Source organism: Bdellovibrio sp. BCCA (assembly GCF_037996825.1).
Classification (GTDB): domain Bacteria; phylum Bdellovibrionota; class Bdellovibrionia; order Bdellovibrionales; family Bdellovibrionaceae; genus Bdellovibrio.
In genome coordinates this window covers 1192174-1207753 of record NZ_JBBNAC010000001.1, presented here as the reverse complement: position 1 = coordinate 1207753, position 15580 = coordinate 1192174, and the positions used below count along the sequence as shown (strand labels likewise).

The 15580-nt window shown below is 43.2% G+C and carries 13 protein-coding genes; 4 read left to right on the top strand and 9 right to left on the bottom strand.

The features are described 5' to 3' along the window. The 9 genes from AAAA78_RS05930 to AAAA78_RS05890 form a co-directional block, all read right to left on the bottom strand. On the bottom strand, window positions 1–411 hold the full coding sequence (locus AAAA78_RS05930; RefSeq protein ID WP_340590866.1) for an HVO_A0114 family putative DNA-binding protein: 411 nt from the start codon (window positions 409–411) through the stop codon (window positions 1–3). Next, window positions 401–718, bottom strand: coding sequence for a hypothetical protein (locus AAAA78_RS05925; RefSeq protein WP_340590865.1), 318 nt, complete (start codon window positions 716–718; stop codon window positions 401–403). The genes AAAA78_RS05930 and AAAA78_RS05925 overlap by 11 nt, the downstream gene beginning before the upstream one ends. Window positions 719–853: 135 nt before the next feature. Continuing rightward, on the bottom strand, window positions 854–1786 hold the full coding sequence (locus tag AAAA78_RS05920) for an HNH endonuclease (RefSeq protein WP_340590864.1): 933 nt from the start codon (window positions 1784–1786) through the stop codon (window positions 854–856). 302 nt (window positions 1787–2088) lie between these two features. Further along, the gene (locus tag AAAA78_RS05915; protein ID WP_340590863.1) at window positions 2089–2340 is read right to left on the bottom strand and encodes a hypothetical protein; all 252 of its coding nucleotides are present in this window, start codon (window positions 2338–2340) and stop codon (window positions 2089–2091) included. Window positions 2341–2393: 53 nt separating this feature from the next. Further along, window positions 2394–2738 carry a cytochrome c oxidase assembly factor Coa1 family protein gene (locus AAAA78_RS05910; RefSeq protein WP_340590862.1) on the bottom strand — a complete coding sequence of 115 codons (345 nt, stop codon included), beginning with the start codon at window positions 2736–2738 and terminating at the stop codon, window positions 2394–2396. Between the two features lie 10 nt (window positions 2739–2748). After that, a complete protein-coding gene (locus tag AAAA78_RS05905) occupies window positions 2749–6732 on the bottom strand; it encodes an RHS repeat domain-containing protein (RefSeq protein WP_340590861.1) in 3984 nt (1327 codons plus the stop codon). A 106-nt stretch (window positions 6733–6838) separates the two neighbouring features. Then, entirely contained in the window at window positions 6839–7960 is a 1122-nt protein-coding gene (gene dnaJ / locus AAAA78_RS05900) for a molecular chaperone DnaJ (RefSeq protein ID WP_445291997.1), read from the bottom strand. A 110-nt stretch (window positions 7961–8070) separates the two neighbouring features. After that, window positions 8071–8751, bottom strand: a complete 681-nt coding sequence (locus tag AAAA78_RS05895; protein ID WP_340590859.1) for a tetratricopeptide repeat protein — start codon at window positions 8749–8751, stop codon at window positions 8071–8073. A 16-nt stretch (window positions 8752–8767) separates the two neighbouring features. Next, the gene (locus tag AAAA78_RS05890) at window positions 8768–9379 is read right to left on the bottom strand and encodes a type IV pilin protein (protein WP_340590858.1); all 612 of its coding nucleotides are present in this window, start codon (window positions 9377–9379) and stop codon (window positions 8768–8770) included. Between the two features lie 231 nt (window positions 9380–9610). On the opposite strand from AAAA78_RS05890, the gene clpS reads away from it, so the two are divergent. The 4 genes from clpS to AAAA78_RS05870 all read left to right on the top strand — a co-directional run bounded on the left by clpS (window position 9611) and on the right by AAAA78_RS05870 (window position 15448). Then, complete coding sequence (gene clpS, locus AAAA78_RS05885) at window positions 9611–9955, top strand: ATP-dependent Clp protease adapter ClpS (protein WP_295906214.1); 345 nt, start codon at window positions 9611–9613, stop codon at window positions 9953–9955. Further along, a complete protein-coding gene (gene clpA / locus AAAA78_RS05880; protein WP_340590857.1) occupies window positions 9952–12279 on the top strand; it encodes an ATP-dependent Clp protease ATP-binding subunit ClpA in 2328 nt (775 codons plus the stop codon). The genes clpS and clpA overlap by 4 nt, the downstream gene beginning before the upstream one ends. Before the next feature lie 69 nt (window positions 12280–12348). Then, window positions 12349–13245: a protease HtpX gene (htpX, locus tag AAAA78_RS05875; protein ID WP_340590856.1), complete on the top strand. Its 897-nt coding sequence runs from the start codon at window positions 12349–12351 to the stop codon at window positions 13243–13245. 40 nt (window positions 13246–13285) lie between these two features. Further along, window positions 13286–15448, top strand: a complete 2163-nt coding sequence (locus AAAA78_RS05870; RefSeq protein ID WP_340590855.1) for a lytic transglycosylase domain-containing protein — start codon at window positions 13286–13288, stop codon at window positions 15446–15448. Window positions 15449–15580 lie beyond the last annotated feature (132 nt).

Genomic DNA, 15580 nt, shown 5'->3' with positions numbered 1-15580 from the left:
TTAGGCTGCCGCTTTAAAGATTAACTCGTATGGATGTTGCGGAAGGCGGACGACTATTTTGTCGTATTTAAACTTTAATCGCGGCACGACTTGGCCGCGACCTGTTTTTTGCTTCTCAAGAGTTATAAAGCCCGCCTGTTCCAACGACTCACAATCCTTTTGCACCGCTGAAAGGCTGCGCTCAAGAAGTCGAGTCAATTCATAAATCGACTTTGGCTCAACGCTTGAAATCATAGTTAAAATTTCAAGCTTTTGCAGTGACATAAAATTACGAAATGAAGTCCAGCTATCAAAATATACCACATTTGCAGGCTGCACCTTAGCCGCTTTGGTCTTGATAGCTTTGATAGCATCACGTCCTAAATCTTCCAGAGACTTAAAAACAATCACCATTTGATTTTTAGCTTTCATTTTCAATCACCTCTGAAGCCGCTTGCATAAAGAATTCGATGGCTTCTTCATAATTTTTAACATCAACGCTAATCCTGTACGATTTGTCATGAGGCAGCTTTGTATGAAGATGGTATCCATAAGGCTCGTGATTATCCAACAACAGCCTAGGGACTTTTTCCTCCGTATCCAAAAGAACACAACTGAGCTTAATACCGTCCGGAAACTTTTTGCTCTTGGAAACTTCGTAAGCCACTATTCGAGCCTCATAACGTCCGTCTAGCAGCTTTACTTTTTCATCGTAAAGAATCCTAGCCGCCGGCATCACATATACCTTAATTGAGTGTATATCATTTTGTCAATCCTTTTGGAGGATTGCCTAGCTTGTTTCGTGCCAGCTTTTCACAATGCCGAAATCGAGTTCCCGCATATTAGTATCCGGGTCTCGACCATTCGACTTCATTTACCGCGAAATATATTTAAGTCCGGCTTCCTGCCGATATTTAAGGCGATTATGCTGAGCACAAAGAAGCTGAGCATTTTCAATAGTACTGATTCCATGAGCCCACCGACTTTGTTTGTGATCGGTTTGCAAAAACCATCGGCTGCGACACTGTCTTCCCGTCATCGGATCTTTGTACTGGCAACATTGATCTTTATTTATAAGTATTTTCTTAGTTCTCGGGGAAAACGGTTTTACTTCCACGGTGGCAGTGATTTTTGGTTCGTATACATTGTTGGTGCTGCTCGCATCACCTTCTTCGGCTCGATTTTTTACTGAAGTCTTCTGCTTAATCACCCGGTCCGTCACATAGGTAATGTAATCCACGATGTCATTAGAAGAAAGAGCATGAGATAAAAGAGCTTGCGCTTGTTGAATTTTCTCGGCCAATTCTTTGGAAATTGTTAAAGACAGACGAACGCTTTCATCCGCCTGAACAGTTTGAGTTGTTACTTCAACCACAGGTAAATCAAAGAACGAAGCTATTTCCTTTTGGGATTCTTGAAAGTTCTTCGAAGTGATTTGCTCTAAGATTTCTTTCTTTTCTTCAGCAGTCACTTTTTTATGTGTGGTTTTATAAATATCGCGCGCCGCTTTTTGGATTAAAGAGACTTGATGAAGCTTTACTTCCCCGGACTGAATTTTTTCACCTAAAGAGGGAACTTCATTTAATAGCCTTGCAGCATCAATACGACGTTGTGCACTCCCGGCAGAATATCCAACACCATCAACCAAATATAAAAATAAGTTGGCAAACCCAAATTCCAAATAAAGTTTACGCTGGTCTATTTCTTTGATCGTAAGAAGAATTTCGTGAAGCAACTCACGTTCTTTCCCAACCAAGGATTTGATTCGTTGATCCAATTCCATTTTATTTAAAAGTTTAAGATTCATTTTTCCTCCGGTTCAAAACACAATCACTGCCACGGTGGAAGTAACATACCACGGTTTTTTTCGAGTGAAATTTGCGGTTTTTAGACGGAGGAACGGAGGCTGGAGTTGTTTGATAAAAGATGTTTTATTGTTTCGGGTAAGCTTTTAAAGAGGACTTTATTTCAGAAACGAGAAGGGTCTTTCGGGAAGAAAAATCTTTTAATGGAGGCGGAACAAAAGCTTGAGTAATCACCGCCAAGAGAAATTTTCATTACAAATTGAATTAACGAGGAAGATTTAAAAATATCACTATTCATATTTCATCAGGGATCTTCCCTGAGATCTGTTTTTAAAAATGTTATCAGAGTTGTAACTGCAAGCAAAGCCCCTGATACAATCATCACTTCATTCTGCGGAACGAGCGAGATAATCTCAGGAAAATTGATTAAGAAGAAACAGATAACAGCAATTGCCCAAGTGACGTATCCTTGAGGGGTGTTTGGCACAATCGTCCACCCCCAACCGAAGGTCTTCTTTTTTGACTTAAACCAATAACCATAAAGCCATTTATCCATGAGATCCTCTGTTTAAAGGGTAACTATAGCCTTGTTCGCACAAGCTCCATCGTCTATTGTTTCAGGATAATGATATCCTTGTCCTCCAGAAGAAGATGTGCCTTATCTACCTTCCACATTCCATCGGTCTTGATCGACGTAACAATACCCTCCGCAGCTCCATTAGTACCAATAATTTTAATATGATACGTAGCGCTTCCCTCTCTACCATAATCTTTTAATTCGGAAGCCAAAGGTATTAAGCTAGTTTTAGAAACTGCTCCGACCACTTTTCTCACTTCCGAATTATCTCTTAAATATTTCGATGCAACATCAACTCCATCTGAATTCGCGACCAACAGATGAAATTCTGCAAAAAAGACTACCAACAAAGCGACCGTAATGATCAATTTCTTCATTTTTTATCCATTAGAAAAAAGATAACTCAACTCCTACGGAAGCACCACCTCCAACACCCATAGATGTTCCTAGTGTATTAGTTGGACTGGAATACAGATAGTACGGTGCGCTTCTCTTGGAAGATACCCCCCCTCCTCCAGAAACTCCAACCTCGTGAGGTCCGTTAGTCACAGATGCATCACCATACAAACCTATAGAAGCATTAGGACCGTTTTGAGGACATTGGGGTACCGGTGATGACCCTTTTTCATCATATGAGGCACCGACACCTATTCCATAACCAAATCTAAGAGTGATAAACGGTCTTCCAGAACTATTGTCTGCTCCAATTGTAATAGAACCTCCCGCGCCGGTAAAAATAGACGCTTGAATAGACCAAAGACCAATAGGATCTACAAAGTTAACCGGATCATTTTGCACATACCCAAAGATGTTGACATCTCCCCCTTTGAACAAGATCGGATCTTTGCTTGTCCACCGACCAGTCTCCGGATCATAATCCCTCGCGCCAAATCTCACCAATCCAGTTTGCTGATCGTAAAGACCTCCCGCAAAACCAAACGGAGTGAAATCCGCGCTTGTGTTCACCGTGACTCGGCCGAACTCATCGTGGTCCATTCTTTGCGCAATGGAACCGTCAGACATTTTCACAACAAGTCTTGGAGAACCCAAATGATCAGAAATGATTCTGTATTTTGTGCTTCCCATGATCATGTAATCCGGAATATTAGATTTTGAACCATAGACGAAACGTTTCGTGATGGCTCCGGAAGCATTAAGTTCCGCAGCGATGCGGTACTGATCCATATAGACCCAACGTCTTTGCAGGACTCCATTTACTCTTTTGCCGATGCGTCTGTTAAGAGCATCGACTTCATAAGTAATCACGGTTCCACTTGGCAGTTGCACTTGTTTCAAATTGCCGAAGACGTCGTATGTGTACTGAGTGGTCTGACTAAGAGTATTGTTGGTTTTACTCGCGAGATCTCCGTTAGCATTATATGTGAACGATAACGTGTTGTAAGTTAGAAGACGATCTTGGTCGTCATATGTCGCAGACGTTGGTTGAGCGCCAATCGTTCCTCCATTGCGGTTGCTGTTGGAGTCATAGTTGTAAGTCGCAACTGTCGCCGTATTTTTCTTGGTCTCTGTCAGTCTGCCCGTAACGTCAAACGTATAATCATAGGCATCCGTCGTACCGTTCATCGTTTGAGTTTTTCCGTTGATGCGCCCTGAAGCATCACGAGCAAGTGTTAAACTGTAGATCGTCGTTGTGCCTCGTTTAGCTACGTAATCAGTGACTTCGCCGTAGTTGTTGTATGTATACGCGTCTGTGATCGCAGAAGTCCCAGAGCCCATACTTGTGCCAGTGAGTTGGCCGTTAGGTGTGTTGTACGTGAGAGTGACGTCTCCTGCTTTTTTGAGGTCTTCGTCGTCGTTGTATTGGTAAGAAATCGTTGATGTTGTTCCAATACTGTTTGTCACTGTATCAGACTCCACCAATGCGACACTTGAGAATGTCGGAGCATAACTTCCGATCATTGACGAAGATGAATCGTAGTTCGTAGAACCAATCATGCTTGTTCCAGCATAGGAAATTGATGTCCACGAATTATCTGGTTGATAGATTGTTGATGGCAATCCGTTCGTTGTATCCATGGTTTGAGTGTAAGTTCCGTCAGGAGTTACGAAGCTTTCTAAAACACCCGTTGTTAATCCGTAATTAAAATCAATCGTAGCCCCATCAGGTCTCGTGATCTGGGTAAGTTGTTTATCGAGATTGTATTGATAGGTTGTGTTGACTACAGAAACTCCACTTAATGTCGGCGGTTCATAAGAACCGACAACCTCGTGAGCGTTGATTCCGAATACATGTGCGGGTTTTCCTGGAGGAGTTACGCTTGTGACATTTCCGTTGGCATCGTAGCCGAAACCTATGACTCTTGAATCTGGAAGTATCTTTGAAGTAACTCGTCCCGCATTATTGTATACAAAGGTTGTTGCCTGATTCAATGGACTTGTGATGCTTTCAAGAAAGCCAGATGTAGTGTTATAATCAAGCGTGGTTGTACGGGACCCTTGAGAAATAGAAGCTAAATTTTCACTGCTATAGTTGAATAATACAGCATTTAAACTCCCTTTTTTCCAGGATGTCACTCGCTCATAAGAATCAATTTTCACTTCCGTCGTTCGATTTAAATATGTAGTGGAAGTGAAGGTTTTAGTAATTGGATCATAACTTGTGCTCACCTTTGTATTTGTACCACTAAGTTGTGACTCAAATAACCAAGATGAAACAGAAAAAGGGTCATTTGTATCGTTTAAGGTTATATCCTGGGTGCTGGTATTTTGCCTACTGCCCGCTCCATTTATAGAGAGCGTTTCGTTCTGTACAAATCTAACTCCTTTTCCAAAACGCTTGTCGTCAGAGGATAAGGCCATTCTAGAGTATCCTGGCATTACATCGTAACGATTGTACTCCGAACCTTGCTTCGTATAGGAAGATGAAGTGTTTAGTCCTGAAGAAGAGAAAATATTTCTGTTTATTGATTCAGACCCTACTGTAGTTTGAACGTTAACCGTCCTGCCCATGGAAGAAGTTACCGTTACATCAGAGCCAACCCCGAAATTTATACCTTTTACTAGATCAAAAAAATACCCGCCAGAGTGCTCATCTTTTACTATATATCCCTCGGTATCGTAGTAAAAACTACTGAGTTCGCCGCGAGGTTTTTGAAATGTATAAAGGAGCCCACCTATTCCATAGTAAGTAAAGTTGTAGGTCTCATTATTTGGATTTTTTATTGAAGAAATATAGTCGTTAGTATCCAGACCGATGGTCGTTATTTGACCTTTCGGTGACGTAATAGAAACTATTTTTCCGCTGAGGTTGCGGTTAAAAAATGTAGTTCTCCCAAAAGGTTGAGAAATAGAAATCAAGTATCCATTCACGTCATAGTTAAATGAGAAGATTGTAGCGCCTGTCAATCCAGTTCGCGTTTGAATATGCCTTCCTGTAGCATCAAATATATAAACTTCATTTCCTGAACTACTTGGAACATACAGATAGGTTAAATCAATAGGTTTTGCCTCAACTTCTGTAAACCCACCCTCAGCAGAATACATTCTCATTGCAAGCGGATCATACCTTTTTAAAATACTTGGCAACCATCCTCCAAGACCGATACCTTTGGCGCTAAAATGTGCTAGAGTGATCTCATGCAACACAGGAAATGTTCCAACAGGAGAAGTTTCATTTATCGCTACACTAAATTTCGCGGAAGGCACTTTAGTGGTATTTGAAGCATCCATACCATTCCAAATGTATGAATAATTTTGATTTGCCGACGAAGTTGGATACGTTACGGTATCAACAAGGACGCCATTCCTACGGTTCTCAACCACAAATGATTGAATATAGTCTCGAGGCTCATCACCCGAAATATCTATTTTGATTTTAAAATTTGCCGTTCGTCCCTCTTGAAATGAAGAGTGGTAAAATAATGAAAAAGGCGCTCCAACAATAGGCACACTCTCAGATAAAGAGCGGTCTTCCAAATGCACGATAGAACCTTTAATCGGACACGAACCAGGAGGACCACTTGACGAACTTGGGCCAGACGGCGGGTTACTTGGTGGAGGAGGTTGAGTATTACATCTGCCTATATAGTATTCCACAACCCAATGAGAAACATCATGAGTAGGAGGAACATCTGGAGGGGCTGGGTCATCATCCCAAGTGTCATAAACCTGAGTTCCCACGCAAGATATCTTTTCGCTATTATTTTCTGCGGAAGTCACACTGACGCCAGAGTAACTTATGCAGGATCTCCAGTAAGACCCTTCCTGGCATCCCGCATCTGCAGAACAGCTGCCATCCTGTACCCACTTAATATACTCAGCACGGTATTGTTCACACGTAATTTGCGCAAAAAGAGCTAAGGGATAGGTAAAGAATAAGAAAAAGGCTGTACAACGTAAAACAGACTTCATTTGGTTACTCCTATAATGATAAACAACTAATTGTTAATTTATGGGAGATTTATGTCATCTGCTTTTGCATTACTTAGTGGAAACTGGACTTTCCTATCGCATGACTCTACTTCTTCCGTCCAAAAAAGCCACCGCCCTCAGGCGCGACTTTTAGACCGCGAGATTTTGCGATGTCGCGGAGAAGTTTTTCTTCATCTTTATTGAGCTTATCTGGGAACTGCACGTTGATATGGAAATAAATATCGCCGCGACGATTTCCACGTAGTGATGGTAAACCCTCACCTTGAAGTTTTACATTGTCCGCAGGATGCGCACCCTTTGGAATTTCCAAATTCGCTTTGCCTGTGACAGTTGGGACTTCAATCTCTGCACCTAACAACATTTGTACATATGGCACAGAAAGTTCTGCGAAGAGATCATCTCCACGACGTTCAAAGTGCGAATGAGGTTTCACACGAATCTCAACATAAAGATCCCCTGGAGGACCTCCCATGTATCCACCCTCACCTTCTGTCGCAACACGAAGGCGTGTGCCTGTGTCGACTCCAGCAGGAATGTTAAGACGGATCTTACGATGTTCGTTCACGCGGCCTTTGCCTTTGCATGACTTACATGGATTTTTAATCTGTGTGCCTTGGCCGTGACACTGCGGGCACGTTGATGCCATCGCAAAAAAACCTTGCGAGCGCACGACTTGGCCTGAGCCTCCGCACATTGTACAGGTCACAACTTGCGAACCTTTTTCTGCGCCCGTGCCTTTGCAATCATCGCAGTTTTTCTCTGTGTCGAATTCAATTTCTTTTTCAAGACCTGTGATGACTTCTTTCAATGTCACTTCAGTGACGTAGCGAAGATCAGAACCACGACGAGGCTCATTGCGATTGCGGCGTTGTCTTTGTTGACCACCCATACCTCCGCCAAAGAAATCCCCGAAGATATCGCCAAAGTGTGCGAAAATATCGTCAACATCTTGGAAGCCTGCGCCTCCACCACCGCGACCGGTGAATGCATCGTGACCGAAGCGATCGTACTGCGCGCGTTTTTGTGGATCACTTAAAACTTCGTAAGCTCCAGCAGCTTCTTTGAATTTTTCTTCGGCTTCCTTATTCCCCGGATTTTTATCCGGATGAAATTGCATGGCCAATTTGCGATACGCTTTTTTGATCGCATCTTGTTCTGCATCTTTGGGTACGCCTAAAATATCGTAGTAGTCTCTTTGAGCCATAATCTTCCGTAAGTCATTGAATGTACGAGTGCAATTCAAAATATGGTGACGACAGAGCTTCCGTCAATGCTTCCTTGGAAAATTTAGTGATTCTCGTATTGGACGCAATGCTTCTATTTAGAAGATTCCGCGTTTTTCATGGAATTGATTTTGTCTTGGAGGCGTTTGATGAGAGTTGGGTCTTGTTCGTTGCGAATCATTTCTCTTAGAAGTTTTTCCGCTAATTCCATCTGGCCAGCGTCGGAATAAAGCCTTCCTGCCAATGTAAATACCCATGAAGGAGCACCATGTTCCCCAGCCTGAATTAATAACTCTGCAGCTCTCTTTTTATCTTTTACTTCATACAAATAATGATACGCAGCCCTGTAAAGAATTGGCCAATCATGAGGAAACGCTTGGACACCCTTATCAAAAATTTTTGTGGCACCATCAATATCCGTAATAATAACAGTCAATGCTAATGCACCTGAGGCATACGGCGCTCTAAAATTAGGCGATAGATTGGTAACAGTATTTAACATTTTGTATAGCCAAGAGTTGTTTTGACATGTTCTCTCCGTAATTTCGGCTTCACAATAATCAAAATCCTGAATCGCTCGAATCCATATTAAATCCGCGATTGACTCTTGGAAACCAAAGCTGAATTTCTCGAGTTGCGGCGGCGGAGCAATAAGATGCCGACTTCTAGCGCCTTCGTTTTCTCTCAAAGAATTAGATAAGAATATTAACAACAAAGAAAAAATCCCAAGCACTATGCTTGGGATTTTGTTTGCGAGCCTTAAACTCAGTTGCATCAGATAACCTTTAGTATTAGCGAATACCAAGCTGAGAGTTCAAAAGAGTTTTGTTACTGTCAATTTTCCAATAATCAGGAACGGCACCACCACCAGACTGGATCTGCGCACCTGCACCAGCTTGGAATGTATCCCCGTTTGGTGTACAACCAGCAACGATTGGCGCGCCGCCCGCAACAGCAGGACACATAGCGGCCACAATATTCGGAGGTGCCGCATTCGTAGCACCATTAGCCAAAGCACACTTATTCGCATTCATCACGCCAGCAGCACCACAATAAGTATTCGCAGCAATATTACCAGCTGGGGCTGTTGTAGGATTGTACCCATTGGCAGGTCCAGCCTGAATTCCGTTCGCATTGAAACCAATATTGTATCTCATAGTTCCTTCCGGCGAATATCCAATAGCCGCGAAGCGAGAATCATAAACATTGTATTCGGCATAAAATGCTTTTTCTGCAGTATACAAAGACGACAAGTTAGTCTTCGCTTCAGATTGACGGGCTTTCGCCATGTATTTATTAACTGAAGGCACCGCAATCGCCGCCAAGATACCGATGATCGCCACAACGACCATCAACTCAACGAGCGAGAAACCGCGCTGAGAATTTCTAGATGAAAAAGACATTAAAGACCTCCATGGTTCTTTTTTTCTGTTTACCCACATAAGTGTGTCAAAATTAAAAGATGAATGCAAGAGAGTGCTCTAAATATGAACCCACAAACCGTTCCCTTTAACGTCCATCAAACACACTTAGGTTCATAATCTATTCTCGACTTTTCTACAGCTTTTCACAAGGGACTAGACTTGCTAAAGACGAAAGAGTGCTCAAATTGAGTCATAAGGTAGAATAAAAGCATGGGTGATAATAACAATAATAATAACAGCAACTATCCATTCTCGAATCCTGAGGGGGAAGCGGGCGTCCAGATCGTCCCGAAATTAGACACACCTAAGATGTATAAGGTGATTCTTCTCAATGATGACTATACCCCCATGGATTTCGTCGTCCTTGTATTGCGTCGTTTTTTTGCAAAAACAGAAGAGCAAGCAACGCAAGTCATGTTAGATGTACATAAGAAGGGTGCAGGTGTCGCCGGGGTCTACAGTCTAGAGATTGCCGAGATGAAAGTGATGCAAGTCAACCAGTTCGCGCAACTCAATCAGTATCCCCTGAAAAGTACACTGGAGGAGGAAGCATGATGAGCCGGGAACTTGAGCGCAAGCTCGCAGAAGCTACAGAACTCGCGAAACGCCACCATCATGAATTCGTGACGTTGGAACACATACTCTTAGTCCTCACCGAATCGCCGGTGATGGTGGAAATCTTAGAGGCCTGTGCCGTCAACGTCCAGAAACTTCGTCAAGATCTTCGCGATCATCTTAAAGTCGGTATTCCCCAAATAACTGATGACCAACTTTCTTCTTACGGAGGATTTGAGTCGTGGACTCCAGAGTTTACTTTGGCCTGTCACCGACTGATCCAGCGCGCTGCCATTCAAATGAAAAGCGCAGGACGCAATCAAATCAGTGAAGGAAGTCTTTTGGTTTCGTTATTTTATGAACAAGATTCGCACGCAACGTTTGCGTTGGCGCGACAGGGTCTTACTCAGTTCGATATCATTAATTACATTTCTCACGGAATCACAAAAGACGGAAAAGAACACGACATTCCTCCGGCAGCGTCTCCTCGCACTTCAGAATACCAAGGCGAAGCGTACGAGGAAGGCCGCGGCTCCCCGCTTGAAAGTTTTTGCGTGAATTTAAATGACAAAGCCAAACAGGGAAAATTAGATCCTTTGATTGGCCGCGAAGATATTTTGGATCGAACGATTCAAGTTCTTTGCCGTCGCACGAAAAACAATCCGTTGCTCATCGGCGAACCAGGAGTTGGTAAAACAGCCATCGCCGAGGGACTTGCGCAAAAAATCGTGCAAGGAAATGTTCCTGAAAAATTAAAAAACGCCGTGATTTACTCTTTGGATTTAGGAGGCTTGCTGGCCGGAACTAAATTCCGCGGAGATTTCGAGGGACGTCTTAAAGCGGTCGTGAAAGACATCGCAAAACGCCCGGGCGCGATTTTATTTATCGACGAAATTCATACGATTGTTGGAGCTGGAGCAACAAGTGGCGGCTCTATGGATGCCTCGAACTTGTTAAAACCCGCTCTTGCAAGTGGTGACATTAGCTGCATTGGCTCAACAACTCACAGCGAATACCGTCAGTATTTTGAAAAAGACCGTGCTTTGAATCGTCGCTTTCAAAAAATTGATGTCAATGAACCTTCAAAAGAAGATTGCGTAAAAATCCTCAAAGGACTTCGCAAATCTTATGAAGAATATCACGAAGTCAAATTCACGGACGAAGCTTTACGTTCAGCTGTTGAGCTTTCGCAAAAACATATTCACGGAAAACTTCTGCCCGACAAAGCCATCGACGTTTTGGATGAGGCTGGAGCTCACTTCCGTTTGAAATACGAAAATGCGGAAGATATTAAAATCGATGCACCAGAAATCGAAGAAGTGATTGCGAAGATGACAGGTCTTCCGATCGCAAGTATTTCTTCGACTGAAAAAACGCAGCTTAAAGATCTTGATAAAAAACTCAAAGCTCTTATATTTGGTCAAGACGACGCGATTGACCGCCTTGTTGCAAACATCAAGTTTGCACGCAGTGGTTTAGGTCGACCAAATAAACCGATTGGCAGTTTCCTTTTCACAGGACCCACGGGTGTCGGTAAAACCGAAGTCTGTCGTCAACTCGCACAAATCATGGGTGTTCACTTTGAACGCTTTGATATGAGTGAGTACATGGAAAAACATGCGGTGGCTCGCTTAGTCGGAGCGCCTCCGGGATATGTGGGTTACGAAGAAGGTGGCTTGCTCACCGAAGCCGTGACCAAACATCCTTACAGTGTTCTTCTGCTTGATGAGATTGAGAAAGCCCATCCTGATGTGACAAATGTGTTGTTGCAAGTGATGGATGCAGGACGACTCACCGACAGCAACGGACGCGTGGCTGATTTCAAAAACGTCATCATCGTCATGACCTCCAATGCGGGAGCTTTAGAAACTTCGCGCGGCACAATTGGCATGGTGGAAGAAAATCGCAGTTCTCTTTCGATGGACGCGATTAAAAAAGCGTTCTCACCAGAATTTATCAATCGTTTGGATGCCGTGGTTTCCTTCCGCGATTTGTCGGAAGATATGGTTCTTAAGATCACTCAGAAATTCGTGGATGAACTTAAGATGGTTCTTCTAGAGAAAAAAGTAGAACTGAATGTTTCTCAAGAAGTAATTAAGTGGCTAATGAAAAAAGGCTACGACAAAGTTTACGGAGCGCGCCCTCTTGCTCGCTGTGTAGATGAACATCTGAAAAAAGCTCTGGTCGACGAACTTCTTTTTGGACGTCTTGTCGACGGCGGACGTGTCAATGTGGAACTGGAAAAAGATATTTTGAAGTTCCATTTTAGCACCACCCCTAACGGCACTGGTCAAAAGAATCAAAAGCAACCTGTTACGACGTGATGTGATGGCATTGACATTCCTTTTAGAGTTATCATTATTAATAGTGTGACTCTAAAAGGAGTGAACTTAATGGCATTTCTAAAACGTATTGGCTTATTTATCCTCACAAACATTCTTGTGATCACTACCATCGGCATTGTTTGGTCTTTGGTAAGCCGCTTCTTGGGCCTTGCAGGTCTGAACTCTTACATTCCATTCCTCATGGCGTTCTGTTTGGTTTGGGGTATGGGTGGCGCTTTCATCTCTTTGCTTATGTCAAAGTGGATGGCGAAAATGTTCCATGGCGTGAAAGTCATTGAACCCAACAATCCAAATCCAGAACTTCGCGCTCTTGTAAATAAAGTTCATGAGCTTGCTCGCCGCGCACAGATTTCTAAAATGCCAGAGGTTGGTATTTACGAATCTATCGACATCAACGCTTTTGCAACAGGTCCTTCGAAAAACAATTCTCTTGTGGCCGTGTCCACAGGACTTTTGCAGAGAATGAATGACAAAGAAGTCGAAGGCGTTCTTGCCCATGAAATCGCGCACGTTGCGAACGGCGACATGGTCACAATGACTTTGATCCAAGGTATCGTGAATGCTTTTGCGATGTTCTTCTCGCGCATTCTTGCCAACATCGTGGCTTCCAACGTGGACGAAAAATTCCGCGATATTGTGCGCTTTGCCGTCACGATCTTGGGCGATATCGCCTTCACATTGCTAGGCTCTATCGTCGTGAACTACTTCTCTCGCCGCCGCGAATTCCGCGCGGATGCGGGCGGAGCTAAATATTCTTCTCGTGAGAATATGATTGCGGCTCTTCAAAAGCTTAAAGCTGTCTATGAGCTACCGATTCCGCCGGAAGAGGGAGCAACAGCAACATTGATGATTTCAAACCGCGACAAAGGTGGTCTTGCTAAGTTGTTCATGACTCACCCACCACTTGAGACTCGCATCAAAGCTTTGCAAACAGGCCGTCTGTAAGCTTGTTCTTTTCTTCGAAAGGGCGTAGCCTAACAGGGCTATGCCTCGAATTATAATCGCCCTTTCTTTTTTTTCAGTTATCATGGGTTGCGCGACGACTTCGCGCTATGATACGCGTATTGATAAACGCCTCACACCACCCATTCCTAATTTTTTAAGCAAATGGAAATCAGCACCGCTTTCTGATTTGGAAAAATTAGAAGTCGGAGCCAAAGAAGACAACATTCGCTGGTGGAAAACCTACACTGTCGCTTTAGCAAAAAAAGAAACGGCGCCCGAGCAATCTTGTGAAAGCTTTAAAGGTCTTTCAACAGAGCATGATTTCCCTTTACACGATTTAGCCCTGCTTCGCGCTTATGAAGTTTGTTCTGCGAAAGAAAAACTCACCGAGCTTCCTGGCAACGTAGCCCCTTGGTATCGCGATCTTTATGTTGATATCAAACTGAAAGAAGCGCTAGAGACAGAAGATCTACGCGATGATCTTTCCGCTTACATTGAAAAGGCCAAACTTGAGAGCAGTAAAAAAAATAAAGAAGACCTTTATTTGAAAGCTCTTTTGATTGCGCAAAAACTGGAAGCGAAAGAAGATGTTGCGCAAATTCAAACACAGCTCTACAAAAACTCTCCGCGCTTAAATCCTCTACCGACATTCCGTGATTTGAGTGCTGTGGCCGCAGACTATCGCTTTCATCGTGATTTTGATGAGGCTTTAAAAACTTACAAAAAGATTTTGGCTTCAAAGCAAGCGACAACAGATGACACTTTTCAAGCTTTAAAAAATATCCGTCAAACTTATAAGGTCGCACAACGCCGCAGTGAATACATCAATGCGACAGCGGATCTTGTGAATTGGGCTAAAAAACAGTTCCAACAAAACAAAAAAGATCGCCGTGTGATTGCGCGCTATCACGATGCTCAAGTTTTATTCGCTAAAACTCTTTGGACGGAAGATCAAACATCGCAAGCCGTGAAAGTTTTAAATGAAACTCACCGTCTGCTTCGTGGTCTTTATCCGATGGACGAAGTTTACTTTATCTTAGGTCGTATCGACGAAGAAAAAGGAAACTTCACAAAAGCTCTTGAGTACTTTGAAGCAAGCTATCAGCAACCGATCAGCCTTCCTGGTCTGCGCGATAAAATCTCTTGGCTTAAATCTTGGAACTACTACAAGTTGGAAAAATGGGAAGATGCTAGAAACAGCTTCCAGCAGATGAAAGAACTCGTTAAAGATCCATCAGACAAAGCCCGCGCGAGATTTTGGCTGGCACGTTCATTTGCTAAGTTAAATCAAAATGTCGAAGCCACAGCAGAACTGCAAAGCCTCGTTAAAGAAGATCCTCTTGGATATTACGGCGTTATTGCTGTTCGTGAACAAAAGCAATATTTTCCACCGCTGAAAGTCGACCATAAAGAACTTGAAGGTTTAAGTCTGCTGGGTGTCGGTGAACTTGATCCGCAAACTCGCTTGAACACTGAATGGCTTATCGCCGTGAACGAAAAACCATTCGCGGAAAAAGTTCTTAATGGCGCCGCTGAAGACCTCCGAAAGCGCAATGTCACTGCTGAAGACACATGGCTTGCAATGTCTTCCGGTTACGCTCGCACAGGACTTTACTTGCCTTTATTCTCGACAATTGGCGCTCTTCAACCCGAAGTAAAAGATCGTTTGCTTAATGACCATCCTGATCTTTTATTCCCACAAGCTTTCGGTGACATCATTGCCGATGCTTCTCAAAAAAGTGGCATTCCTCAAGAATTTATTTTCTCGATCATTCGTCAAGAGTCCGCGTTTAATCCCGAAGCTCGCAGTCCTGTAGATGCATTCGGCTTGATGCAGCTTTTGCCAAGTGTTGCGAAACAACTCGCAAAACAAAACTCTTTACCTTACAGCGAAGCTTTGGATTTGTTTAAGCCTGAAATCAATATTCCACTGGGTGCGTTTGAACTTAAGACCTTGATGAAAAAGTATAACAACCAATTCATCTTGGCGGTGTCTGGATACAACGCCAATGACGGCGCGATTCGTGGATGGCTTAAGACCCGTTACAGAGACGACTCTGTGGAGTTTATCGAAGAAGTTCCTTACGAAGAAACACGCGCTTACATCAAACTTGTGATGCGAAACTACGTTTTCTATCAAAGATTGCTCAGCCCGGAAAAGAGCACTCAGTTCCCTGAAGAGCTTCTCGCTTTGAGAAAATAGATATCCTGGCCCTAGAGAGGGCTTTTTACGCTAAAATCGCGCCAACAATTGGCGCGATACTTGAAATCGCGCCAATCTTATCTTATATTCTAAAATATAACGAGCATAACAAAAATCACGCCACCAATTGGC

Coding starts and splice junctions, on each gene's coding strand:
- AAAA78_RS05930 (WP_340590866.1), bottom strand. CDS start 411: ATGAAAGCTAAAAATCAAATGGTGATTGTTTTTAAGTCTCTGGAAGAT.
- AAAA78_RS05920 (WP_340590864.1), bottom strand. CDS start 1,786: ATGAATCTTAAACTTTTAAATAAAATGGAATTGGATCAACGAATCAAA.
- AAAA78_RS05915 (WP_340590863.1), bottom strand. CDS start 2,340: ATGGATAAATGGCTTTATGGTTATTGGTTTAAGTCAAAAAAGAAGACC.
- AAAA78_RS05910 (WP_340590862.1), bottom strand. CDS start 2,738: ATGAAGAAATTGATCATTACGGTCGCTTTGTTGGTAGTCTTTTTTGCA.
- AAAA78_RS05905 (WP_340590861.1), bottom strand. CDS start 6,732: ATGAAGTCTGTTTTACGTTGTACAGCCTTTTTCTTATTCTTTACCTAT.
- AAAA78_RS05895 (WP_340590859.1), bottom strand. CDS start 8,751: ATGCAACTGAGTTTAAGGCTCGCAAACAAAATCCCAAGCATAGTGCTT.
- AAAA78_RS05890 (WP_340590858.1), bottom strand. CDS start 9,379: ATGTCTTTTTCATCTAGAAATTCTCAGCGCGGTTTCTCGCTCGTTGAG.
- clpS (WP_295906214.1), top strand. CDS start 9,611: ATGGGTGATAATAACAATAATAATAACAGCAACTATCCATTCTCGAAT.
- clpA (WP_340590857.1), top strand. CDS start 9,952: ATGATGAGCCGGGAACTTGAGCGCAAGCTCGCAGAAGCTACAGAACTC.
- htpX (WP_340590856.1), top strand. CDS start 12,349: ATGGCATTTCTAAAACGTATTGGCTTATTTATCCTCACAAACATTCTT.
- AAAA78_RS05870 (WP_340590855.1), top strand. CDS start 13,286: ATGCCTCGAATTATAATCGCCCTTTCTTTTTTTTCAGTTATCATGGGT.